This window comes from Gemmatimonadota bacterium (genome assembly GCA_016719105.1).
Taxonomy (GTDB): Bacteria; Gemmatimonadota; Gemmatimonadetes; order Gemmatimonadales; family Gemmatimonadaceae; genus SCN-70-22.
Map to the genome: position 1 here is coordinate 39,703 of JADKAQ010000025.1, position 20,463 is coordinate 60,165.

22 protein-coding genes and 1 pseudogene are annotated in these 20,463 nt (G+C 67.7%); 10 read left to right on the forward strand and 13 right to left on the reverse strand.

What is annotated here, in order from left to right; genetic code table 11:
* The first annotated feature begins 28 nt into the window (after positions 1-28).
* Positions 29-1,117 (forward strand): zinc-binding dehydrogenase, encoded by a 1,089-nt coding sequence (locus IPN47_21690; protein ID MBK9410611.1) that lies wholly within the window; start codon positions 29-31, stop codon positions 1,115-1,117.
* Here the strand turns inward: IPN47_21690 and IPN47_21695 are convergent.
* On the reverse strand, positions 1,101-1,385 hold the full coding sequence (locus IPN47_21695) for a hypothetical protein (protein ID MBK9410612.1): 285 nt from the start codon (positions 1,383-1,385) through the stop codon (positions 1,101-1,103). The two genes, IPN47_21690 and IPN47_21695, sit on opposite strands and share 17 nt — an antisense overlap.
* Before the next feature lie 1,122 nt (positions 1,386-2,507).
* On the opposite strand from IPN47_21695, the gene IPN47_21700 reads away from it, so the two are divergent.
* The 6 genes and pseudogenes from IPN47_21700 (at position 2,508) to IPN47_21725 (ending at position 8,733) form a co-directional block, all read left to right on the forward strand.
* Positions 2,508-3,272, forward strand: a complete 765-nt coding sequence (locus IPN47_21700; protein ID MBK9410613.1) for a helix-turn-helix domain-containing protein — start codon at positions 2,508-2,510, stop codon at positions 3,270-3,272.
* Positions 3,269-4,701: pseudogene (gene sufB, locus IPN47_21705) on the forward strand (Fe-S cluster assembly protein SufB). The gene IPN47_21700 and the pseudogene sufB overlap by 4 nt, the downstream one beginning before the upstream one ends.
* Positions 4,702-4,866: 165 nt before the next feature.
* Positions 4,867-5,628, forward strand: a complete 762-nt coding sequence (sufC, locus tag IPN47_21710; GenBank protein ID MBK9410614.1) for a Fe-S cluster assembly ATPase SufC — start codon at positions 4,867-4,869, stop codon at positions 5,626-5,628.
* A gap of 1 nt (position 5,629) precedes the next feature.
* The gene (sufD, locus tag IPN47_21715) at positions 5,630-6,925 is read left to right on the forward strand and encodes a Fe-S cluster assembly protein SufD (GenBank protein ID MBK9410615.1); all 1,296 of its coding nucleotides are present in this window, start codon (positions 5,630-5,632) and stop codon (positions 6,923-6,925) included.
* 105 nt (positions 6,926-7,030) lie between these two features.
* On the forward strand, positions 7,031-8,287 hold the full coding sequence (locus IPN47_21720; protein MBK9410616.1) for a cysteine desulfurase: 1,257 nt from the start codon (positions 7,031-7,033) through the stop codon (positions 8,285-8,287).
* Positions 8,288-8,289: 2 nt separating this feature from the next.
* The gene (locus tag IPN47_21725; protein ID MBK9410617.1) at positions 8,290-8,733 is read left to right on the forward strand and encodes an SUF system NifU family Fe-S cluster assembly protein; all 444 of its coding nucleotides are present in this window, start codon (positions 8,290-8,292) and stop codon (positions 8,731-8,733) included.
* A gap of 429 nt (positions 8,734-9,162) precedes the next feature.
* Here the strand turns inward: IPN47_21725 and IPN47_21730 are convergent, their stop codons facing one another.
* The 6 genes from IPN47_21730 to IPN47_21755 all read right to left on the reverse strand — a co-directional run bounded on the left by IPN47_21730 (position 9,163) and on the right by IPN47_21755 (position 13,339).
* A complete protein-coding gene (locus tag IPN47_21730) occupies positions 9,163-9,951 on the reverse strand; it encodes a hypothetical protein (GenBank protein MBK9410618.1) in 789 nt (262 codons plus the stop codon).
* A gap of 177 nt (positions 9,952-10,128) precedes the next feature.
* Positions 10,129-10,881, reverse strand: coding sequence for a response regulator transcription factor (locus tag IPN47_21735; GenBank protein ID MBK9410619.1), 753 nt, complete (start codon positions 10,879-10,881; stop codon positions 10,129-10,131).
* 10 nt (positions 10,882-10,891) lie between these two features.
* Complete coding sequence (locus IPN47_21740; GenBank protein MBK9410620.1) at positions 10,892-11,683, reverse strand: hypothetical protein; 792 nt, start codon at positions 11,681-11,683, stop codon at positions 10,892-10,894.
* Positions 11,647-12,306, reverse strand: a complete 660-nt coding sequence (locus IPN47_21745) for a hypothetical protein (GenBank protein MBK9410621.1) — start codon at positions 12,304-12,306, stop codon at positions 11,647-11,649. The genes IPN47_21740 and IPN47_21745 overlap by 37 nt, the downstream gene beginning before the upstream one ends.
* A 39-nt stretch (positions 12,307-12,345) precedes the next feature.
* Positions 12,346-12,786, reverse strand: a complete 441-nt coding sequence (locus IPN47_21750; GenBank protein ID MBK9410622.1) for a hypothetical protein — start codon at positions 12,784-12,786, stop codon at positions 12,346-12,348.
* A gap of 199 nt (positions 12,787-12,985) precedes the next feature.
* The gene (locus IPN47_21755) at positions 12,986-13,339 is read right to left on the reverse strand and encodes a hypothetical protein (GenBank protein ID MBK9410623.1); all 354 of its coding nucleotides are present in this window, start codon (positions 13,337-13,339) and stop codon (positions 12,986-12,988) included.
* 191 nt (positions 13,340-13,530) lie between these two features.
* Between IPN47_21755 and IPN47_21760 the strand changes: the two genes are divergently transcribed.
* Positions 13,531-13,833 (forward strand): hypothetical protein, encoded by a 303-nt coding sequence (locus IPN47_21760; protein MBK9410624.1) that lies wholly within the window; start codon positions 13,531-13,533, stop codon positions 13,831-13,833.
* On the opposite strand, the gene IPN47_21765 is transcribed toward IPN47_21760, so the two are convergent.
* The 3 genes from IPN47_21765 to IPN47_21775 form a co-directional block, all read right to left on the reverse strand.
* Positions 13,834-14,433: a DinB family protein gene (locus tag IPN47_21765; GenBank protein MBK9410625.1), complete on the reverse strand. Its 600-nt coding sequence runs from the start codon at positions 14,431-14,433 to the stop codon at positions 13,834-13,836.
* Between the two features lie 209 nt (positions 14,434-14,642).
* The gene (locus IPN47_21770; protein MBK9410626.1) at positions 14,643-15,725 is read right to left on the reverse strand and encodes an ATP-binding cassette domain-containing protein; all 1,083 of its coding nucleotides are present in this window, start codon (positions 15,723-15,725) and stop codon (positions 14,643-14,645) included.
* Positions 15,722-16,528: an ABC transporter permease gene (locus IPN47_21775; protein MBK9410627.1), complete on the reverse strand. Its 807-nt coding sequence runs from the start codon at positions 16,526-16,528 to the stop codon at positions 15,722-15,724. The genes IPN47_21770 and IPN47_21775 overlap by 4 nt, the downstream gene beginning before the upstream one ends.
* A gap of 160 nt (positions 16,529-16,688) precedes the next feature.
* On the opposite strand from IPN47_21775, the gene IPN47_21780 reads away from it, so the two are divergent.
* Together IPN47_21780 and IPN47_21785 are read left to right on the forward strand one after the other, a co-directional pair.
* Entirely contained in the window at positions 16,689-17,648 is a 960-nt protein-coding gene (locus IPN47_21780; GenBank protein ID MBK9410628.1) for an ATP-binding cassette domain-containing protein, read from the forward strand.
* Positions 17,641-18,915, forward strand: coding sequence for an ABC transporter permease (locus IPN47_21785; protein MBK9410629.1), 1,275 nt, complete (start codon positions 17,641-17,643; stop codon positions 18,913-18,915). Before IPN47_21780 ends, IPN47_21785 begins: the two co-directional genes overlap by 8 nt.
* Here IPN47_21785 and IPN47_21790 read toward each other — a convergent pair.
* From IPN47_21790 to IPN47_21800, 3 genes are all read right to left on the reverse strand, one after another.
* Positions 18,899-19,459: a hypothetical protein gene (locus IPN47_21790; protein MBK9410630.1), complete on the reverse strand. Its 561-nt coding sequence runs from the start codon at positions 19,457-19,459 to the stop codon at positions 18,899-18,901. The two genes, IPN47_21785 and IPN47_21790, sit on opposite strands and share 17 nt — an antisense overlap.
* 88 nt (positions 19,460-19,547) lie before the next feature.
* Positions 19,548-19,994, reverse strand: coding sequence for a BrxA/BrxB family bacilliredoxin (locus IPN47_21795; protein ID MBK9410631.1), 447 nt, complete (start codon positions 19,992-19,994; stop codon positions 19,548-19,550).
* A gap of 56 nt (positions 19,995-20,050) precedes the next feature.
* The gene (locus IPN47_21800) at positions 20,051-20,449 is read right to left on the reverse strand and encodes a co-chaperone GroES (protein ID MBK9410632.1); all 399 of its coding nucleotides are present in this window, start codon (positions 20,447-20,449) and stop codon (positions 20,051-20,053) included.
* Positions 20,450-20,463 lie beyond the last annotated feature (14 nt).

The following is a 20,463-nucleotide window of genomic DNA, read 5'->3' on the forward strand; positions in this document are numbered from 1 at the left end:
TTCCCGTCTTCCCGTCTTCCCGTCTTCCATGCCAAGAGCCGTCGTGATGCCCGCCCCTGGCGCCCCGTTGCGCCTGACGGAGTTCCCCCGCCCCGTCCTCGAGCCCGGTGCCGCGCTCCTTCGCGTGACCTACTCCGAGGTGTGCGGTACCGATGTGCACCTGCATCACGGGCGACTGACGGGGGTGCCGTACCCGATCATCCCGGGACACGTCTCGGTGGGGGTGATCGACGAGATGAATGGCCGCATCGACGACCTCGAGGGGCGCCCCTTCGCGCTCGGCGATCGCGTGACCTTCCTCGACGTGCATGGCACCTGCGGCAAGTGCTATCAGTGCCTCGTGGCCAAGCAGTCCACGCGCTGCCCGCATCGCAAGGTGTACGGCATCACCTACAGCGCGAATGACGGGCTGCTGGGCGGGTGGGCCGAGTACCTGTGGATGAAGCCGGGGGTGCACATGGTGCGCCTCCCCGAGTCGCTCGACGAGGCGACCTTCATGGGGGGTGGGTGCGGGCTGGTGACGGCGATGCATGCCGTCGACCGCGCGGAGGTGCGCCTGGGGCAGAACGTGGCCGTGCTCGGCGTCGGCCCGGTGGGCCAATCGATCATCGCGCTCTCGGCGCTCTCGGGGGCCAATCGCATCTTCGCGGTTGGCGATCCTGCGTCGCGGCTGGCGTTCGCCGCGCGCATGGGGGCGACGGACACGCTGGGACTCGACCTGTCACCGGAGGCGCGGCGCGATGCGGTACTCGAAGCCACGGATGGCCACGGCGTCGACACCGTGATCGAGGCGAGCGGAGCTCCCGACGCGGTGCTGCAGGCGTTCGACCTCGTACGCGATGGTGGGCGGATCGTGATCTGCGGACACTACACCGACAACGGCGACATCCGCATCCATCCGCATTTTCACATCAACCGCAAGCACATCGAGATTCGCGGCTGCTGGGGGAGCGACTATTCGCACTTCTACCGGGCCGTGGCGGTCGCCGCCAAGCATGGCGACCGCATCCCGTGGCGCGAGATGGTGGAGCGGCGCTACTCGCTCGAGGAGGCGCAGGACGCGCTGGGCGCGGTGGAGCGGCGTGAGGTGACGAAGGCGATCATCGTCCCCCGGTGAAGGCGAAGTTCTCCTCGGTGACGAGGTGGCGTGCGTCGGCCAGCGGGACCTCGCGCGTCTGCCCGAAGTCGAACGCATACTCGCGCCCGCTCGCCTTGCCCGTCACGCGAATCGACCCTTCTCCCGTGTAGCAGACCGCGATGAGCCGATCGCTTCCGAGCGGGGCGATGGTGGGGGCCAACGACGGCGTGCGTGTCAGGATCATTCGGCGCGACATCGGACGCAGCGTGTCGAACGGGATGGCGTAGCTATCGGTAGTGGTCGACATGGAGTGGCTCGCGAGAACGGCGTGACCGGCGAAGCGCGTGGTACGTTCGAGGCGTCGCCACCCTGGCGACGGCGCTCATGCTGGCGAATGCGAAAACGGACTCCGACGGGCGACAGCGTGTCGAGGTGGTGCGGCCCTGTGCGACCCTGCAACCGCGAGGGGTCCGTTCCCGCATTCGTGGATCAAGTTCGGCCGCGCGCGAAGGGCTGTACACTCGGGGAACCCCGTGTCTTGAGATGCTGTTGCGGTTTAGGCAACGCTCGGACGTGATGCCCATCACACTCCAGCGTTCGTGGTGGCGCCTGACGATGGCACACGCGATGGACCCGCGGCCACACGCTCGCGATCGCCACGCGCGGCGGAGGCAGCCGAACAGCCGCCTGGCGGCCGATTCTCCTCTCCAGGAGAGATCGAGCCGAGGGGTGCCAGCAGGACGGGCGGCGCGACCCAGTACTGCACCAGCGGCGGTGCGCCGGGGGGCTCTGGGGCGGGGGGGGGGGCTCCGCGGGGGTTGTTCCGGGGGGCGCCGCCTTCCTCCTGGGCCCGGTCCGGGGGGGCCCGGGGGGGGGGTTTCTCTTCGTTGGGGCGTTCGGGGGGGGGGCCCCGCTCTCCGCGTTTTTGCCTGTTGGGTTGTTCCCCCCCTCCTGCTCGGGTTCGTCCTGTTTGCCCTCTCCTGTTTCCGGCGGCCGGGGGGGGCTTTGTCCCGCCGGGGGGGGGGGGGCCCCCCGGGGGCCCTCCCGGGGGTCCCCCCTCGGCGGGGGGCTCTTGTTTCCCCCTTTCCCCGGGGGGGGCGGGGGGGCCGCCTGGCCCGGGGGGGGCCTGGTTTCCGTTTTCGGGGGCCCTCTTGTTGGCCTTGGGGCGGGGGGCGGGGCTTTTTTTCCGGGGGGCCTCCCGCTGTTCCTCCTCGCGCCCGGGGGGGCGGGGTTTTTCGGGCTTGGGTTCGCCCCGCCCGGGGTTTTCGCCCGGGGGTTCCCCTTTTCGGGCCCCGGGGTTTTTTTCCGGGGGGGGGGCGTTGGGCCCGGGGGGGGGTCCCGTTTGTGTGGGGGGGGGGTTTTCGTGGCGGGGTAATTCGCCAACACTTTCGTTGACTTATTTCCCGGATTCGCCCATCTTCCGCCCCCCATGACAGGCGCCACCCTTCCCATCCCCGGCTACCGCGGCCTCCGAGGCGACGTGCTCGTCGCCCTCAAGAAGGCCCAACCCCTTACCGCCAAAGAACTTGGCGTTCACTTTGGGGTCACGCCGAACGCCCTCCGCCGGCACCTCAAGGAGCTGGAGGTCGAGGGGCTCGTCCGGTACCAGCGTGAGATCCGCGGGGTCGGCGGGCCGGTCTTCGCCTACTCGCTCACCGAGTCGGGCGAGCGGCTCTTCCCTCGCGCCTACGACGCCGCACTCAATGAAGTGCTGGAGCTCGTGCGCCAGCAGATGGGGAGCGACGGCGTGGTCGAGCTCTTTCGAAAGCGCTGGGCCGACATCGCCGAAAAGGCGAAACCGGAACTGGCCGATTTGCCATTGAATCAGCGGGCGCAGCGACTGGCGCAGCTCCTCACCTCCCTCGGCTACATGGCCGAGGCGTCGGAGGGGGAGAATTCCACGTTGCGCGAGCACAACTGCGCCATTCGCGCCGTGATCGAGCGCTTCCCGGAGATCTGCGTCGCCGAGAAGCGGTTCCTCGAGGAAGTGCTCGGGACCCACGTCACGCGCCAGACCCATATCGCGGCAGGGGCCAACTGCTGCGAGTACTGCATCCATCCGTCCGACTCGTCAGGCGAAGTCGCCGCGGTTAGCGCCGCGGCGACCGCCCTCGAGTCGCCCTCCTTCGTCCAGATCGAGACCCCACGCCATGGGGCGAGCGCACGTCACGTCGCGCTGCAGGAGACGCCATGAGTAGCGCCATCGACCAGCTGGTTTCCAAGGAATACCAGTACGGCTTCAGCACCGACATCGACACCGACACGATCCCGCCCGGATTGAGCGAGGACGTGGTCCGGATCATTTCGGCCAAGAAGAACGAGCCGCCCTTCATGCTCGAGTGGCGCCTCAAGGCGTTCCGCCGCTGGCAGCAGATGACGGAGCCGCACTGGCCCAACGTCACCTTCCCGGCCATCGACTACCAGGCGGTCTCGTACTACTCGGCCCCCAAGTCGGTCAAGCCGTTAGGCAGCCTGGACGAACTCGACCCCAAGATCCGCGAGACGTACGACAAGCTCGGGATCCCGCTGCGGGAGCAGAAGCTCCTGGCCGGCGTGGCGGTCGACGCGGTCTTCGATTCGGTCTCCGTCGGCACGACGTACAAGGAGGAGCTGAAGAAGCACGGCATCATCTTCTGCTCCTTCGGCGAGGCGGTGCGTGACCACCCCGACCTGATCGAGAAGTACCTCGGCTCGGTGGTCCCCTACAGCGACAACTTCTTCGCCGCGCTCAACTCGGCGGTCTTCTCCGACGGCTCGTTCGTCTACATCCCCAAGGGGGTGCGCTGCCCGATGGAGCTGTCGACGTACTTCCGCATCAACGCCGCCGATACGGGGCAGTTCGAGCGCACGCTCATCGTCGCCGACGAAGGATCGTACGTGAGCTACCTCGAAGGGTGCACCGCACCCAAGCGCTCCACCAACCAGCTGCATGCGGCGGTCGTGGAGATCGTGGCCCTCGACAACGCGACGGTGAAGTACTCGACCGTGCAGAACTGGTACGCGGGCGACGAGCACGGCGTGGGCGGGATCTACAACTTCGTCACCAAGCGCGGCAAGGCGATGACGAACAGCAAGATCTCGTGGACGCAGGTGGAGACCGGCTCGGCGATCACCTGGAAGTACCCCAGCGTCATCCTGCAGGGCGACAACTCGGTCGGCGAGTTCTACTCGGTGGCGGTGTCAACAACATGCAGCAGGCCGACACCGGGACCAAGATGATCCACATCGGCCGCAACACGAAGTCGAACATCGTCTCCAAGGGGATCTCGGCCGGCAAGGGACAGAACTCGTATCGCGGCCAGGTGAAGGTGATGCCGCGCGCCGAGAACGCGCGCAACTACACGCAGTGCGACTCGATGCTGATCGGCAACGCCTGCGGCGCGCACACCTTCCCGTACATCGAGGCGCAGAACAACACGGCGACCATCGAGCACGAGGCGAGCACGTCGAAGATCGGCGAAGACCAGATCTTCTACCTCAAGCAGCGCGGCATGAGCGCCGAGCAGGCCGTGTCGATGATCGTCTCGGGCTTCTGCCGCGAGGTGTTCAAGGAGCTGCCGATGGAGTTTGCGTTGGAAGCACAGCAGCTCCTCGGAATTACGCTCGAGGGATCGGTCGGATAGCTCCTCGGTCGGGAAGACGAGAAGACGAGAAGACGGGAAGACGAGTTCAGTCGATTCCCCTTCACGTCTGTCTCGCGCTTCGCCCGACACACGAGAGCTCCGTCTCCCCCGCAGTTGATCTCACTCGTCTTCTCGTCTTCTCGTCTTCCCGTCTTCTAAAGACCAATGCTCGTCATCAAGAATCTCCACGCCAACGTCGGCGACAAGGAAATCCTGAAGGGAATCAGCCTCACCGTGAACGCCGGCGAAGTGCACGCCATCATGGGGCCTAACGGTTCCGGGAAGTCGACGCTCGCCCAGGTCCTCGCGGGCCACCCGGGCTATGAGGTCACCGGTGGCACCGTCGAGTACGATGGCGAAGATCTCCTCGCCATGGACCCCGAGGTGCGCGCCCATCATGGCGTCTTCCTCGCCTTCCAGTACCCGATCGAGATCCCCGGCGTCTCCAACGCCTACTTCCTGCGCACCGCATACAACGAAGTGCGCAAGGCGAACGGGAAGGAAGAAGTCGATCCCATGGACTTCCTCGACGTCATGACCGAGAAGCTCAAGCTCGTCGAGATGGACGAGGCGATGCTCCAGCGCTCGGTCAACTCCGGCTTCTCCGGCGGCGAAAAGAAGCGCAACGAGATCCTGCAGATGGCGGTGCTCGAGCCCAAGCTCGCGATCCTCGACGAGACCGACTCCGGGCTCGACATCGACGCGCTGCGCATCGTCGCCAACGGCGTCAACAAGCTCAAGCGCCCCGACTCGGCCACCATCGTCGTCACGCACTACCAGCGCCTGCTCGAGTACATCGTCCCGGACTTCGTCCACGTGCTGGCCGGCGGTCGCATCGTGAAGTCGGGCGGGAAGGAACTCGCGCTCGAGCTCGAGGCCAAGGGCTATGACTGGCTGCTCGACGAGCCGGCGGCGGTGGGAGGCTGACGTGAGCACGGCAACGTATCGCGATCAGTTCAACACGCTCACCCCTGAAGGGCCGGCGTGGCTCGCCCCGCTTCGTGCGCGGGCGATGGAGCGTCTCGAGGCCAACGGCTTCCCGACGACCCGGAACGAGGACTGGCACTTCACCAACCCGGCGCCGATCACCGAGGGGGCGTTCGAGCCCATGCGGCCGGCGTCAGGCACGGTGACGCAGGCCGACCTCGTCCCCTTTCTCGTGGGACACGCCGAGTGGCCCACGGTGGTCTTCGTCAACGGACGCTACGCGCCGACGCTCTCGCGCGTCGACGCCCTCCCCGCCGGCGTGCGCGTACTCTCGCTCGCCTCGGCGCTGCATGAGGAGCCGACGCTGCTCGAGCAGCACCTGGGGAAGCTGGCCTCCGTGGACGAGCAGGCCTTCGCCTTCACCGCGCTCAACACGGCGATGATGCGCGACGGCGCGGTGTTGCACGTGGCGAAGGACACCACGGTCGAGACGCCGATCCACCTCCTCTTCGTCTCCGATGCTGTCGCCAATGGGGGCGTGTCGCATCCACGAAACCTCGTGGTCATGGAGCGCCACTCGCGCGCCACGATCATCGAGCAGTACGTCTCGCTGGGCGACGCGCGCTACCTGACCAACGCTGTCACCGAGTGCGTGCTCGCCGACGGCGCCACGCTGCACCACTACAAGCTCCAGCGCGAAGGGCAGCAGGCCTTCCACGTGGGGCACATCGAGGCACGACAGGGGCGCGACTCGCACTATGTGTCGTTCGCCTTCTCCATCGGCGCGGCGCTGTCGCGCAACAACATCTACACGATGCTGGCCGGCGAAGGGTGCGGCGCCACGCTCAACGGGCTGTACATGCTCGACGGCGACCAGGTGTGCGACAACCAGACGCGCATCGAGCACGCGGAGCCCAACTGCTACTCGCGCGAGATGTACAAGGGGATCCTCGACGGGACCTCGCACGGCGTCTTCAACGGCAAGGTGTACGTGCGCCCCGTTGCCCAGAAGACCGACGGCAAGCAGACGAACAAGACGTTGCTCCTGTCGGACAAGGCGCGCATCGACACCAAGCCGCAGCTCGAGATCTTTGCCGACGACGTGAAGTGCACGCACGGCGCAACCGTGGGCAAGCTCGACCAGATCGCGACGTTCTACATGAAGTCGCGCGGCGTGAATGCCGACACCACGCGGCGACTGCTGACCTACGCCTTCGCCGCCGAAGTGCTGGAGACGATCGAGTTGGAGCCGTTGAAGGAAGATCTCGAGAAGTTGACCCTCCAGCGCTACCTCTGATCATCACGCCTCCGTGTCCGCTGCCGTCTCCACCGCAGCGGACACGGAGGGGGGCGGAGGCGCGGAGGTCGGTACACGAAGACGAGAGGGTTCATGACGAGCGTGATGCGCGATAACCTGGTTCCTCCCCCCTCGGCGCCAACGGCGCTCGATGTCGCGACGATCCGCGCCGACTTCCCGATCCTCTCGATGGAAGTGCGCGGCAAGCCGCTCGTCTATCTCGACAACGCGGCCACCTCGCAAAAGCCGCGCGCCGTCATCGACGCGCTCACGCAGTACTACGAACGCGAGAACGGGAACATCCATCGCGGGGTGCACTACCTCAGCGAGAAGGCGACCGAACTGTACGACCTCACGCGCGAGGCGGCGCGGCGGTTCTTCAATGCCCGGCACGCCCACGAGATGATCTTCACCCGCGGCGCCACCGAGGGGATCAACCTCGTGGCGTCATCGTTCGGGCAGGCCTTCATCAAGGCCGGGGACGAGATCATCGTCTCTACCATGGAGCACCACTCCAACATCGTCCCGTGGCAGCTGCTGTGCGAACGCACGGGGGCGGTGCTCAAGGTCATCCCGGTGACCGATGCCGGGGAGCTGGACATGGACGGCTATCGCGCGCTGCTCACCGAGCGCACGAAGCTGGTCAGCATCGTGCACATCTCCAACGCGTTAGGCACCATCAACCCGGTCGCCGACATCGTGCGGCTGGCGCATGAGGCCGGGGCCGCGGTGCTGATCGACGGGGCGCAGTCGGCTCCACACGCGCGGGTCGACCTGCAGGCCATCGACTGCGACTTCTTCGTCTGCTCCGGCCACAAGATGCTCGGCCCCACCGGGGCGTCGATCCTGTACGGCAAGGAAGCGTGGCTCGATCGCATGCCCCCGTGGATGGGGGGCGGTGACATGATCGAGCACGTCTCCTTCGAGCGGACGACGTGGGCGCGGCTCCCGTCCAAGTTCGAGGCCGGCACGCCGTCGATCGGCGACGTGGTCGCCTATCGGCACGCGTTCGAGTACCTGGAGCGGGTGGGGTTGGAGAACATCGCGGCGCACGAGCACGACCTGCTGGCCTACGCCGTCGAGCAGGTGCGCGACATTCCCGGGCTTCGGCTGGTGGGGACCGCGCAGGAGAAGGCGGGCGTGCTCAGCTTCGTCATGGATTGCGCCCATCCCCACGACATCGGGACGATTCTCGACGGCTTCGGGGTCGCCATTCGGGCCGGACACCATTGCGCACAGCCGCTGATGCGGCGATATGGTCTACCGTCCACGGCACGCGCGTCGTTCTACCTCTACAACACCCGCGAGGAGGTCGATACGCTCGTGCAAGCCATCCACCACGTGCGGCACGTCTTCGCCTGACGATGGATCTCGGCAATCTCTACCAGGACGTCATCCTGGAGCACAACCGCAACCCGCGGAACTGGGGGGAGCTCCCGCCCCCCAACGACCGGGCCGACGGTCGCAACCCGATGTGCGGCGACGAGGTCACGGTCTGGCTCAAGCTCGAGGGCGATCGCGTGACCGACATCTCGTTCGTCGGGACCGGATGCGCGATCTCCAAGGCGTCGGCGTCGATGATGACGCAGGCTATCAAGGGAAAGACGCGCGCAGAAGCCGAGGCGGTCTTCGAGCAGTTCCACGCGATGGTCACTGGGCATCACGCCAACCCGGCGGGCGATGCCACGGTCGGCAAGCTCAAGGTCTTTGCGGGCGTGGCGCGATTCCCAGCGCGCGTGAAGTGCGCGTCGCTCGCCTGGCATGCGATGCACGAAGCGCTGCACCAGGCCCACTCACGCGCGTCCTGACGACGCGAAGCAGGTAGACGAGCCGCGCTCGTCTCCGGCGAGGAAGTTGGACGGTGGCTCGCGCCAGGCGGCGTGCCCTTCACGTCCCCGATCGCCCGCCTCTCAACGCTCCCGGCGAGGAATCGCACCGCAGGCCACGCGGGTCACATGGCCGTCGCGGCCAGTGTGCTCGCTTCGCTCGCCCGCTTCACCTGCGGTGGATCCTCGCCGAGAGGGAAAACACGACGTGCGCGGCACCGGCTTGTCGTTCGCCACCCTTCCCCACCCCCCACAACAAGCTGCCCCCACTCACAACCGCTCCGCACCACACGGATCGCGTGTTTGGTGCCGGCACGTCGTGCGTATTCCCCCACCCACCCGGAAGAACGCGTGAGCGCCCTTCGACCCCACCCAGCCTTCCCCCTCCACCCAACCCCACAAAAGCGTCCGTTACGCCGTCGCCCGACGTCCCCCGAACCCCTCCTCCCCGATCCCATCTCCCCACACATCGGGAGACGGGGCGACGACGCGATACGGATGTAGCGCGCGAACAACCTTCCCCTTTCGCTCGAAGAAGCCCGAGCGGCGAAGCGATGCTTCCAGAACCCACTCCCAGCCAAAGCGCTGGTGGAACTCGCGCTCCGACAGTCCCAGCAACTCATGAATCCAGCGGCGCGTCTCGGCCGCGTTCGGCTCGTCGGCCGAGATGACGCGGTTGACCGAGGTGCGATCCGAGGCCAGGTCGGCGAGGATCGCCGCGCGCTGCCACTCCAGCGCCCCCCAGTCGCCGAGAAGGCGCAGCTGCTCTCGCACCGTGTACGGGAGGAACGACACCTCGTTCCTGCGTAGCGCCGGGCGCGTGAACAGGTCGGCCAGGGTACGCGACAGCGTCGAGGCGCGCGTGCGACGGACCAGCCACTCCACCATGTCGCTCGGCGTCGGACGCGGACGGGCCGCCACGGCGCGCAGGATGGCGCTCGCCCCATCGGCGTCGGCCAGGCCGAAGACCACGCAGGTTCTGGGGAGACGGCGCGTCGAACGCATCCCCGAATCGCCATCGGCCAGGATGCAGAGCGGACACCACGGCGCGACGTCCATCTGCGCCTTCACGTCATTCGTCGACGGGCGACGCTCGAGGGCATCGAGCAGCGCCACCGACCCGAGGTCGGGCGACACATCGTGCAGTCGCCGCGCCATCTGGTACGGCGGCTCGAGGATCAACAGTGACGAGGTGTTCATGGAACGCACGTTACGGCGCCCCGAAAAGGCTGTACACTCGTACAAGCCCCAGTCGATCGCCGACGCGAAAAAGGGAGGGGACCATGTCGGTCCCCTCCCCATCGAAACGCGTCCTGGACGATCTGACTCAGGTCGACGGTGCCCCCTCGGCCTCTACGCTGCGCCAGGAACCCCCGATCATCGCGCCCCAGCGTCGGGGCGGTGTTGAATCGAGTCGCCCGTCGACGGGGGGGCCGGCGGCTGCGCCGCGCTGTCTCCAGGCTCGACCGGGATCACCAATTCACCATCTGAGTCCCCATCCTGTCCCTCAGGTGGCAGCATGATGGCGAAACGCATCAATCCCCACTCGGTGGTGATGCCGAGTGCCTTCCGGATGCTGGCGCGGTGGAACTCGACCGTTCTGGGCGAGACGCCGAGCGTTTCGGCGATATCGCCGGTCGACTTGCCGTCGCCGATCAGGCGCAGGATCTGGAGGTGGCGCGGGGTCAGGCGATCGAGCGCCGGGTGCTGCAGCGCCGCCGTGTCGCGGAACGAGCGACGGGGGACTCGGGGCGAGATGAAGAGCTTTCCCGCCAGCACGGCCTCGATCGCGCCATTGAGCTCCTCGGCCGACGCTTCCTTGGGGATGAAGCCGTGGGCCCCCTTCTGCAGCGCCAGGTCGGCCAGCGCACGGTCCACGTGCATGGTGACGACGAGGACCTTGAGCGCGGGAAAAGCGGCGGTGATGTCCGGGAGGAGCTCCAGCCCGTTGCGATGGGGCATGGAGAGGTCGAGCAGGAGGATCTCGGGCTTGGTGCGACCGATCTGGTCGACGACCTCTCGCCCGTCGTTCACCACCCCAACGACGACGAAGCTCGGCTTGAGCAGGGCGCGGAGCCCGTGACTCATGAGCGGATGATCGTCGCAGATCAGGACAAGTGTGCGGCGCATGCGGACCTTCCTATCCCTTGACTGGTACGGTGACGCGAATGGTCGTCCCTTCGCCGGGGGTCGATCGAATCTCGAAGCGCCCGTCGGCGAGTCGTGTACGCTCGGCCATGGAGATCAGTCCCAACCCGGCGCTCTTGCTCGGATCGGTGGACTCGAAGCCCTGCCCGAAGTCCTGAATGGACAGCTCGATTCCCCCGCCGGTGTTACGAGTCCGCAGGCGAGCCTTCTTGGCACCCGAGTGCTTGCTGACATTGCGCAGTCCCTCCTGCGCGATGCGATATAGCATCAGCGCGCGCTCGCGCGAAAGCTGTGACGCGTGCCCGACGTCCTCGAAGCTCGTCTCGACGTCGATCCCCGAGGCGCGACTGACGTCTGACGAGAGCTGGTCGAGGGCTGGCAGGAGCCCTCCCTGGTCGATGATCGCCGGGTGCAGCCGGTGGGCGACGCGACGCAGCATCACTCCCAGGTCCTGCAGCTCGGAGCGCAGCGCATCGATGCGCAGCGCGTCGACGCGCATCGAGGCGCGCTCGGGCCCATCGCCCACCGATGGCTCCCCCGAATCCCACTCGCTCAGCTCGTGCTGCAGGATCGCGACGCGCTGCAGGGCGTCGTCGTGCACCTCGCGGGCGACCCACGCACGCTCCTCTTCGTGTGCGTCGAGGAGCTTCTTGGCGTACGTCTGGTGGAGCTTGAGGTTGAGTCGCTGGTAGATGAACAGCGCCGCCAACAGAGCCGCCAGAATGACCCCGACCGCGAGTGCTCCCGCTAGGTAGATCCAGTAGAGCTGGTCGGAAGCGGGCACCGCATTCCCCTCCAGATGAGGACGAAAGCGAGGACATCGCCGAAGGAGCGCGCGTTGTACAAGCGGCGCATTGCGACGAGTTGGTCAGGCCCCATGGCCGCGGCGATGGGGTCGATGATGACGAGCAACCCGAAATACAGCAGGACCCCGATCGTCGTCCAGAGCCAATCGTGGTTCCAGGCGCGTTCCGGCGACGCCGCCACGTTGGAGATCAGTGTATACGCGGTGCACAGCATCATCAGCAGGGCGCGGAACGGACCCGAGAAGGTCCGGAACGTGTCGAGCTCCCCGGCGACGATGGCGATCGCCACGTAGGTCGCGACGACCAAGGGAATGGCGATACGCAGCGCGATACGCGTCACCGGTCGCGTCTGCCAATGCGACAGCGCCCACAGGAGGAGCGTATCCTCGATGGGCTGAAGGTACGTGAAGATCCAGAGGTTATTGCCCCGTGTGACTGCCAGCCCCAGCTGCACCAGGTCCGAGAGAAAAAAGACCAGGCACCAGATCGTGATCCACTTGCGGGCCGGCGACGTCCTCCGCCACGCCGGGACGACCGCGATGGGTGGCATGAGTTGCGCCAGCACCGCGATCGTCGGAATCAAGAAAACGGAGAACGTCATCCAGGCCGCATGTAGCCGAGGGGTCGACCGGCGTCCCGACTAGAGCAGTGGCGAATCGGTGGGGCAGTACGGAGGACACGGATAGTGCTGGTCGAGCAGCACCGCTTCGCCGGCGCTGGCGAGGGCGGCCGTGCGTGCGCCCTTCCTGGCCTTCCCGACCTTCGTGATGTCGTTGCCACTCTCGTCAACGCCGACGATCACCGGCTGGTACGTCCCATCGGGGCCAAGCCCGTGATAGTACCGGATCCCCACACAGCCGGGCTGCGACAGGATCGCTTGCAGGCCGTCGGCCCAGAAGAAGCCAGCATGCTCGGACGCAGGCGCGGCCTTGCGGTAGCGCTGCGTCAGCTCGATGGCCCGCTCGAGGGAGATTCGCTGCGACTCCTTGGGAGGAAGCGCTCCATATCCACCCTTGGGGCTCCCCTTCCCCTTTCCGCGCCCCTTGCCGGCGCCCTTGGTCCCCTGCTTGCGAACGGCCATGCGAATCCTCTCGAGTTGGATGATGTGGAATTGTTAGGCACGACATGCCCGATGCGCCAGCGCGCCGTGTCACACGACGTGTCATGACCGCGTGTCACCGCGAAGCGCCTGGAGGACCTGGCTGGACGCGACGTGTCACGCCGGCGGGGATCCCCGCCAGCGTGACGGCGCGACGTTGCTCCCTTCGCAACGCGGACGACTAGCCGCGCAGTGCGCTCGCCTCGGTGGGACAGTAGGGCGGGCACGGGTAGTGCTGGTCGAGCGCCGTCGTCGGCCCGTCCAACAGGTCGCTGCCGGCGCTGTCCGCCGCCACGAGGACGATCGTGCGCTGCCCCTTTTCGTCGCGGGCGTGGTAGTAGCGCAGGTACTCGGCGTCGGCGCGGCTCAGCAGCGCCAACACCGCCTTCTTGCTGAACATGCCGCCCAGCGACCCTTCTTCGGGCTTGCGCACCCCCGAGACGGTGGCCTGGCTGCGATGACGACGCGTCATGTCTGCGGCTTCCGCGGCGGTAATGCTATGGTCACGCCCGGGCTGCAGGGGAGGATTTGCCATGCTGGTTCTCACGCGTTGAGGAAGAACACGGTCCGCGCCACGCGGGCGGTCGCGTCCGATCGGTCGAGCACTACAGTGTAGAACTCGAGTCCAAGTTCAGACACTGGGGGTAACCCCAGTCGATGGCAGGGCGCCGTCGCCGCCGCTAGACTCCGCGCACGGCACCGTCCTCAGCCCTCGGTCAACGACACATGTCTTACGCCATCGCCCTCATCCGCTACCGCAAGCCGATCGACGACGTGATCGCGAACACCGACGACCATCGGGCGTACCTCCGCTCGCTGCACGAGCGAGGGACGCTCCTCGCGTCTGGGCCGTTCGACCCACGCACCGGCGGGGCGCTGATCCTCAACGTCCCCGACGACGATCCGCAGGGGGCGCTCGACGCCGTACGAGACGGCGATCCGTTCTGGCAGCGGGGTATCGCGCAGTACGAGCTCCTGGTCTGGAACCCGGTCATCGGGCGCGAAGCGATCGACGCGCTCCGGCGCTGATCAGGCCGACGCCGCGTCGCTATTCGTCGCTGCTGTCGCCATCGCGGCCCGCAGCCGTTCCACCTGACCCAAATGGCGCCGTGCGTGCACCGCGGCGACCAAAAAGGCATCGCCCAGATTGAGCCGGATCACCGACGCCATGGGCGATCCCAAGCGACAGGCGCGCCACTCCAACGGCTCGGCCCGCGCGAGGGCATCGTCCAGTCGCTTCTGGCGCTCGAGGAACGCGGCGATCACGTGCGCGCGGATTCGCGGCCCGACCCGGTACTTCCTTGGGGCGGGGACCTTGCGCGGCGACGTCAGCGCCCGGACCAGAAAGGCGCCGGCAAACCGCGGTGACCACGGCGCGTCCTTCCCGCCCTCACGCTGCGGAAGGCTCTCCCCCTCGAGGAATTCCTCGATGCGCTCCAGGTACGAGTCGTGGACGATGCACATGTGCTCGAACACCTGCGCGATCGACCACCCCTTATCGGGCGGGAGCCACGCCAACTCCTGCGGCGTCAACGTCGCGGCGAAGCGTTGCACGTGCTCCGTGATGGCGCGCCCTTCACGGATCAGGAGCTCGTGCAGGGCCTGTTGTGTCTCTGGGGCGGTAAACACGTCGTGCTCCCGTTGGCGGCGCCCCTCGGCGGCCGCGGTCCACTCCGCACCGTGCTCGCATTGCCTGCGCTTGCGCCCGACCCGCCCGCCGGGCGCCACACGAACCTAACGATTGTGCCTGGACACGCGACGCCTGCCGTGTCGCGCCGCCCGCGCCTCGTACTCTACACTCAACCCCTGCACTCGCGCACCCGGCAGTTCCCGCACACTCAGCACAGGTGAACCGCCATGGCCTTGAAGGTCGCGTACGCTTCGACCCCCTCGGCCAGCCCGAGTTCATGAACGGAACGGGCCGTCAGCGCCGCCACCAACGGTCCGCCACCAGTCTCCAGCGTGACGCGCGCGTAGGCGCCGAGGATGGCCACTTCGCGAACGGTCCCCCGAAAGAGGTTGCGGGCCGATGACGCCTGCGGGGTGCGCGACACGACGACTTCCTCGGCACGGATGACGGCGTAGCTCGTTGCACCTGCGGGGGGGAGCCCGACGGTGTAGATCGTGAGGCCGCCACTGGTGAATTCGATGGCGTGGTGCCCGTCGCGAAACTCGGAGGGAGGGGCGTCGATCCAGTCGGGCGCGAGATCCTCGAGCACGCGCGCCGTCCCTGCGAGGACGTTTTCCGCCCCGAGGAACTCGGCGATGTACGGCGAGGCGGGGCGCCGGAAGACCTCCTCCGGCGGGCCGGACTGCAGCACGCGCCCCTTGTCGAGGAGGATCGCGACGTCGCCCAGGAGCCCGGCCTCGGTGAAGTCGTGCGTCACCTGCAACGCCGTGAGCTTCCACTCGCGATGGATGGCTCGCACCTCGCGACGCGTGCGCATGCGACGCCCGGGGTCGAGCGCGCTGAACGGTTCGTCCAGCAGCAGGATGCTCGGGCGCATGGCCAGCGCCCGGGCGATCGCCACGAGTTGCCGCTCGCCCCCGCTCAGGCTCACCACGTCCCGATGGCGCAGGGCGGCCAGCTCGAAGCGGCGCACGACCTCGTCGACCGCCGCCGGGTCGGCGGCTCCGTAGGCCACGTTCTCCTGGACCGACAGGTGCGGGAAGAGGTAGCCGTGCTGGTAGACGAGCCCCACGCGGCGCGCCTCGGGGGGGAGCGCCCGCGCGTCGCGCCCATCCAGCTGCAACGCACCGCCGCTCGCGGGGACGATCCCGGCCACCGTCTCGAGGAGCGTCGTCTTGCCCGACCCCGCCGGCCCGATCACCACGCCGTAGCTCCCCGACGGCACCGTGAAGGTGACGCCCTGCAGCTGGAAGCTCCCCAGGCGGGCGCCGAGATCGCGCGCGACGATCACTCCATCCCCCCGGCGTGCATCTCTCGCTCGCCGCGCAACGCGCGCAGGAGCGCGAGCGGGACCATGGCGATGAGGACGAGAACGGCCGCCACCGGGATCGCCTCACCGAGGCCGTAGGTGGTGAAGCGATCGTAGCTGAGGACGCTGACCGTTTTCGGGTTGTAGGTGAGGATGACGATCGCCCCGAACTCGCTCACGGCGCGCGCCCACATGATCACGGCCGAGGCCAGCAGGCCGCGCCCCGCCAGCGGCAAGGTGATGCGGCGAAAGACGCGCCACCCGTTGTCGCCCAGCGTGCGGGCGACGGCCTCGTAGCGCACGTCGACGCGCGCAAAGGCCTCGCGCGCCCCGCTCACGAAGAGCGGCGCCGAGACGAACAGCATCGCGCAGACGATTCCGATTGGCGTCCCCACGACCCGCAGCCCCGCCACCAGCAGCCCCCGCCCCACCGCGCTGTCGCGCCCCAGGACGAGCAACAGGGCGATGCCGGCGACCGGGTGCGGAATGACCAACGGGAGGTCGAGGAGGGCCGATAGCACCGCACGACCGCGAAAGCGACGTCGGGCGAGCAGGTAGGCCAGCGGAATCCCGGTCGCGACGCCCAGCAGTGTCGCGAGCGTCGCCGTCAACCCGGTAAGGGCCAGCGCCGATCGCAGTTCCGCGTCGCTCCCCAGGCGGGCGACGCCGTCCGCGCTCCCGCGCCAGACCAGCTCGCCGATCGGGGCGACGAGAAAGAGAAGGAGGAGCGACGCCGCCAGCGCGGCGACGATCGTGCTGATCGCCGGAAGCCGCCGCCCCCCCATCAGCGGGGGTCGAGACGGCGAGGAGCGGACGGTCGATTGGGCATGCGCCGAATCTCACCGTGCACCCCCTCCGTACGCCATCCCTGCAGGCCCCGCTCGGTATATTCGACCGTCGCACTCGGGATCTGCTGACGTTTTCCCTCACCCCGCCTCACCCGACATGTACGCCGTCGATCTGCGTTCGATCGCCAAGCGGTACGAAGGGCATGTCGCCGTTCGGAATCTCTCGCTGCAGGTGCCCAAGGGGGCGGTCTACGGACTGCTCGGCCCCAACGGCGCGGGAAAGACGACGACGATCCGAATGCTGTTGAACATCATCGCCCCTGATGAGGGGAGCATCCTGATCAACGGGGTCCCCAATACCGCCAAGGGGATTCTCGACCGCGTGGGCTACCTCCCCGAAGAGCGTGGCCTGTACAAGAAGATGCAGGTGCGCCGGCTGCTGCGGTTCCTCGCGGAGCTCAAGGGCGTGGGGAAGCGCGAGGCCGACGCGCGCATCGACCAATGGCTCGAGCGACTGGACCTCCGCACGTCCGAGAAGGATTGGGGGCTGTCCAAGGTCGACGAGCTGTCGCGCGGCATGCAGCAGAAGGTGCAGTTCATCGGCACGCTCCTGCACAACCCCGACCTCGTGATCCTCGACGAACCGTTCAGCGGGCTCGACCCGATCAATGCGCAGGGACTCAAGGACACGGTGGTGGACCTCAAGCGCAGCGGGAAGACGGTGATCTTCTCGACGCACCTGATGGACAACGCCGAGCGGATGTGCGATGCGGTGTGCATCATCGCGCGCGGGGAGAAGGTGCTGGACGGTGCGGTGACCGCGGTGAAGGCGGCGCACGGCGGTTCGCACCTGGCCCTGGCGCTGGACGGCGCCTCCACACCGGCGGTCGACGCGGTGCTGGCCGATCGCTCGCTGGTGGGGCGGATGGACGACTCATCGCGGTACTTCGAGATCGAGCTGGCGCCGGGTGCCGACGCGCAGCTGCTGCTGCGACGCCTGGTAGCGGCGGGAGCAGCCATCGAACGGTTCGAGCGGGTGCAGCCGTCGCTGCACCAGATCTTCCTCCAGAAGGTTGGAGCCACCGGCATTGAAGCGGGGATGAGCGGCCATGGGTAAGCTGATCGCAGTCATCAAGCGTGAGTACTTCGAGCGCGTGCGCTCCAAGTGGTTTGTCGTGGCGACCGTCTTTGGCCCGCTGATGATGGCGGTCATGGCGGTGCTCCCGGCCTATCTCGCGACCAAGAGCACGGCGTCGGCCGACGTGGCCAACATCGTGATCCTCGACGCGTCGGACAGCGAGCTTGGCGCGCGTGTGTCGCGCACGCTGGGCGCGTTTGGGCGTCCCCCCGAGGTGCGGCGCGTGGCCCCGAGCGAGCTGGCGGCGGCCGAGTCGACGGCGACGCGGCAGGTGATGGACAAGACGGTGCAGGGGTACCTCGTCGTCGACCTGGTGACGAAGGCGGGCGAGCGGGCGCGCTACGCCGGGCGCAACGCGAGTACGCTCCCCGACGTCGACAAAATCCAGGATGCGGTGAAGACGGCCGTGCTGGAGCTGCGCTTCGAGGCCGCCGGCCTGGATGCGCAGAAGGTGCAGGCACTCTCGACGCTCAAGGTCAAGGTGGACGCCGAGCGGCTCACCGAGTCGGGGCGCGGCGGGGGCGGCAAGGGGAACGCGGCGCTCGCGTACGCGGTGGCGCTGCTGCTGTACATGAGCATCGTGCTCTACGGGCAGTCGATCCTCATGGGGGTCATCGAGGAGAAGTCGCAGCGCGTTGCCGAGGTCGTGGTGGCCGCGGTCCCGGCCGACACCCTCCTGGCCGGCAAGGTCATCGGGGTGGGGGCGGTCGGCCTCACGCAGCAGCTGGTGTGGATCGCGAGCGCGATCGGGCTGATGCGCTTCCAGCAGCCCATCATGGCCTCGCTGGGACTGCCGGCGACGCCGATCAACATGCCGCAGGTCACGTTAGGCACGGCGGTGGCGTACTTCTGCTTCTACATCCTCGGCTTCGTCTTCTTCACGTCGCTCTTCGGCGCCGTGGGGTCGATGGTGAGCAGCACGCAGGATGCACAGCAGGTGTCGACGCCGCTCACGATGCTCATCGTGCCGAGCATCCTCCTGCTCATGCCGGTGCTCATGGCGCCTAACGGTGGACTGGCACGCGCCGTCTCCATCATCCCGTTCACCGCGCCGATCCTCATGCCGGTTCGCATGAGCCTCACCTCGGTCCCCTGGTACGAGCTGGCCGCGTCCATCGGGCTGCTCCTGCTCTCGTGTGCCGGGGCGATGTGGCTGGCCGCGCGCATCTACCGCGTCGGGGTGCTGATGTACGGCAAGAAGCCGTCGTTCGCCGAGGTGGCGCGCTGGGTCAGGTTCGCGCGCTGAGGCGCTCGGCGAGTCCGGCGTAGGACGAACGACGAACCTCCCCGGCGGCGCCGCCGCCGGGGAGCACCCAGAAGATCTCGCGCCGCAGCACACCCGCCGCCTCGCCCGGGGCGAGCGGTGCGTCGTCGGCAAAGCCGTGCAGGACGACCGAGACCTTGTCGATCCCGTAGCCCAGCGATGTGCACAGCTTGAGCGCGCGCTGCGTGGCGCGCAGCGACGCGACCGACGGATCGCTGACGATGAGGACGCGATCCGAGGCATCGCAGGCCGCGAGCATCTGCTCATCCGGCGCCCCCGACCAAGCGACGAGGATGACCGGGTACTGCGTGACGAGCTGCTGCAGCGCCTGCGTCACCTCGGCAGGCCGTCCCCCGTCGGCGATGATCACGCGCGACACATCGTCGCTCAGCTGTTGGGCGAGCGCGCGGGGGGTCGCGACGACCACGCCGGGCGAGGGGACGCGCGGCGCCAGCGCGAGCGCGAGACGTCCGGCGATGTCGGCGATGTCGAGGGTGCGGCGGTCGGCGAAGAGCGTAATGACCATCGCGACGTGGGCCGCCGGCCTGGGCGAGTGGGCCGGCGACCTTTCAGGAGGGAGTCAGCAGGAGGGGGCGAACGAACTCACAACGAACTCACGTCCTCGGGGCGCAGTGGGTCTCGAAGGCGGCCACGAGGTCGGCGCTGATCGCCTCGGCGTCGCGGCTCTCGATCTGCCAACGCTCCATGAAGTAGACCAGCTTGCCGTCCTTCATGAGGGCGATGGAGGGTGACGACGGGGGATACCCCACGAAGTACGAGCGGGCGCGCTCCGTGGCTTCGGCATCCTGGCCGGCGAAGACCGTCGTCAGGTGATCGGGCTTCACCTTGGCCTGCTCGACGGCGTGACGGACGGCGGGGCGCGCCATACGGGCCGAGCAACCGCACACGGAGTTCACGACCACCAGCGTGGTACCGGTGCTGTTGGGAACAGCCGCATCGACATCGGCCGCCGTGCGAAGCTCGGTGAAGCCGACGCGGGTGAGGTCCTCGCGAATCGGCGCGACGAGGCGTTCATCGTACATCATGCGGGGCATCGACATCTGTACAACCTCTGGAGACAGGAGACGGGTGAGGGGAGACGGGCGGACAGGCCAGTCTACTCGTCGTCGAACTCGACTTCTTCCCGCACGAGTGCGAGGATCGCGCTCTGCGGGACGACCAGGTAGCGCTCGTTCTCGAACGTGATTTCGACCGCGGCCTTCCGGAAAAAGAGGGCGTAGTCGCCGGTGCGGGCCTGCATGGGGACGAAACGCGTCTCGCGTGAGGCGCCGGTGGCTTGGCGCCATGGCTCGTCGCTGGCATCGGCAAGGTCGGGCATGGGGAGCCCGGGTCCGGTCGCCACGATGTTTCCCCCCTGCACTGCCTGCGAATCGATCGCGGTCGACGGCAGGTACAGGCCGACCTTCGTACGCTCCTCGCCCTCTTCGGACTTCACGAGGACGCGGTCACCGACGACGATCAGTCGCTTGTGCTCTCTCTTCACGTGCACTCTCATCCCGGGGTGCAGCC

What these genes read in the sequence shown, in the direction of transcription:
- IPN47_21800 (MBK9410632.1), bottom strand. Translation starts at nt 20,449, where the DNA reads ATGAGAGTGCACGTGAAGAGAGAGCACAAGCGACTGATCGTCGTCGGT.
- IPN47_21725 (MBK9410617.1), top strand. Translation starts at nt 8,290, where the DNA reads ATGGATCTCGGCAATCTCTACCAGGACGTCATCCTGGAGCACAACCGC.
- IPN47_21720 (MBK9410616.1), top strand. Translation starts at nt 7,031, where the DNA reads ATGCGCGATAACCTGGTTCCTCCCCCCTCGGCGCCAACGGCGCTCGAT.
- IPN47_21735 (MBK9410619.1), bottom strand. Translation starts at nt 10,881, where the DNA reads ATGCGCCGCACACTTGTCCTGATCTGCGACGATCATCCGCTCATGAGT.
- IPN47_21755 (MBK9410623.1), bottom strand. Translation starts at nt 13,339, where the DNA reads ATGGCAAATCCTCCCCTGCAGCCCGGGCGTGACCATAGCATTACCGCC.
- IPN47_21785 (MBK9410629.1), top strand. Translation starts at nt 17,641, where the DNA reads ATGGGTAAGCTGATCGCAGTCATCAAGCGTGAGTACTTCGAGCGCGTG.
- IPN47_21690 (MBK9410611.1), top strand. Translation starts at nt 29, where the DNA reads ATGCCAAGAGCCGTCGTGATGCCCGCCCCTGGCGCCCCGTTGCGCCTG.
- IPN47_21700 (MBK9410613.1), top strand. Translation starts at nt 2,508, where the DNA reads ATGACAGGCGCCACCCTTCCCATCCCCGGCTACCGCGGCCTCCGAGGC.
- IPN47_21760 (MBK9410624.1), top strand. Translation starts at nt 13,531, where the DNA reads ATGTCTTACGCCATCGCCCTCATCCGCTACCGCAAGCCGATCGACGAC.
- IPN47_21695 (MBK9410612.1), bottom strand. Translation starts at nt 1,385, where the DNA reads ATGTCGACCACTACCGATAGCTACGCCATCCCGTTCGACACGCTGCGT.
- IPN47_21730 (MBK9410618.1), bottom strand. Translation starts at nt 9,951, where the DNA reads ATGAACACCTCGTCACTGTTGATCCTCGAGCCGCCGTACCAGATGGCG.
- IPN47_21750 (MBK9410622.1), bottom strand. Translation starts at nt 12,786, where the DNA reads ATGGCCGTTCGCAAGCAGGGGACCAAGGGCGCCGGCAAGGGGCGCGGA.
- IPN47_21745 (MBK9410621.1), bottom strand. Translation starts at nt 12,306, where the DNA reads ATGACGTTCTCCGTTTTCTTGATTCCGACGATCGCGGTGCTGGCGCAA.
- IPN47_21780 (MBK9410628.1), top strand. Translation starts at nt 16,689, where the DNA reads ATGTACGCCGTCGATCTGCGTTCGATCGCCAAGCGGTACGAAGGGCAT.
- IPN47_21775 (MBK9410627.1), bottom strand. Translation starts at nt 16,528, where the DNA reads ATGGGGGGGCGGCGGCTTCCGGCGATCAGCACGATCGTCGCCGCGCTG.
- IPN47_21795 (MBK9410631.1), bottom strand. Translation starts at nt 19,994, where the DNA reads ATGTCGATGCCCCGCATGATGTACGATGAACGCCTCGTCGCGCCGATT.
- sufC (MBK9410614.1), top strand. Translation starts at nt 4,867, where the DNA reads ATGCTCGTCATCAAGAATCTCCACGCCAACGTCGGCGACAAGGAAATC.
- IPN47_21790 (MBK9410630.1), bottom strand. Translation starts at nt 19,459, where the DNA reads ATGGTCATTACGCTCTTCGCCGACCGCCGCACCCTCGACATCGCCGAC.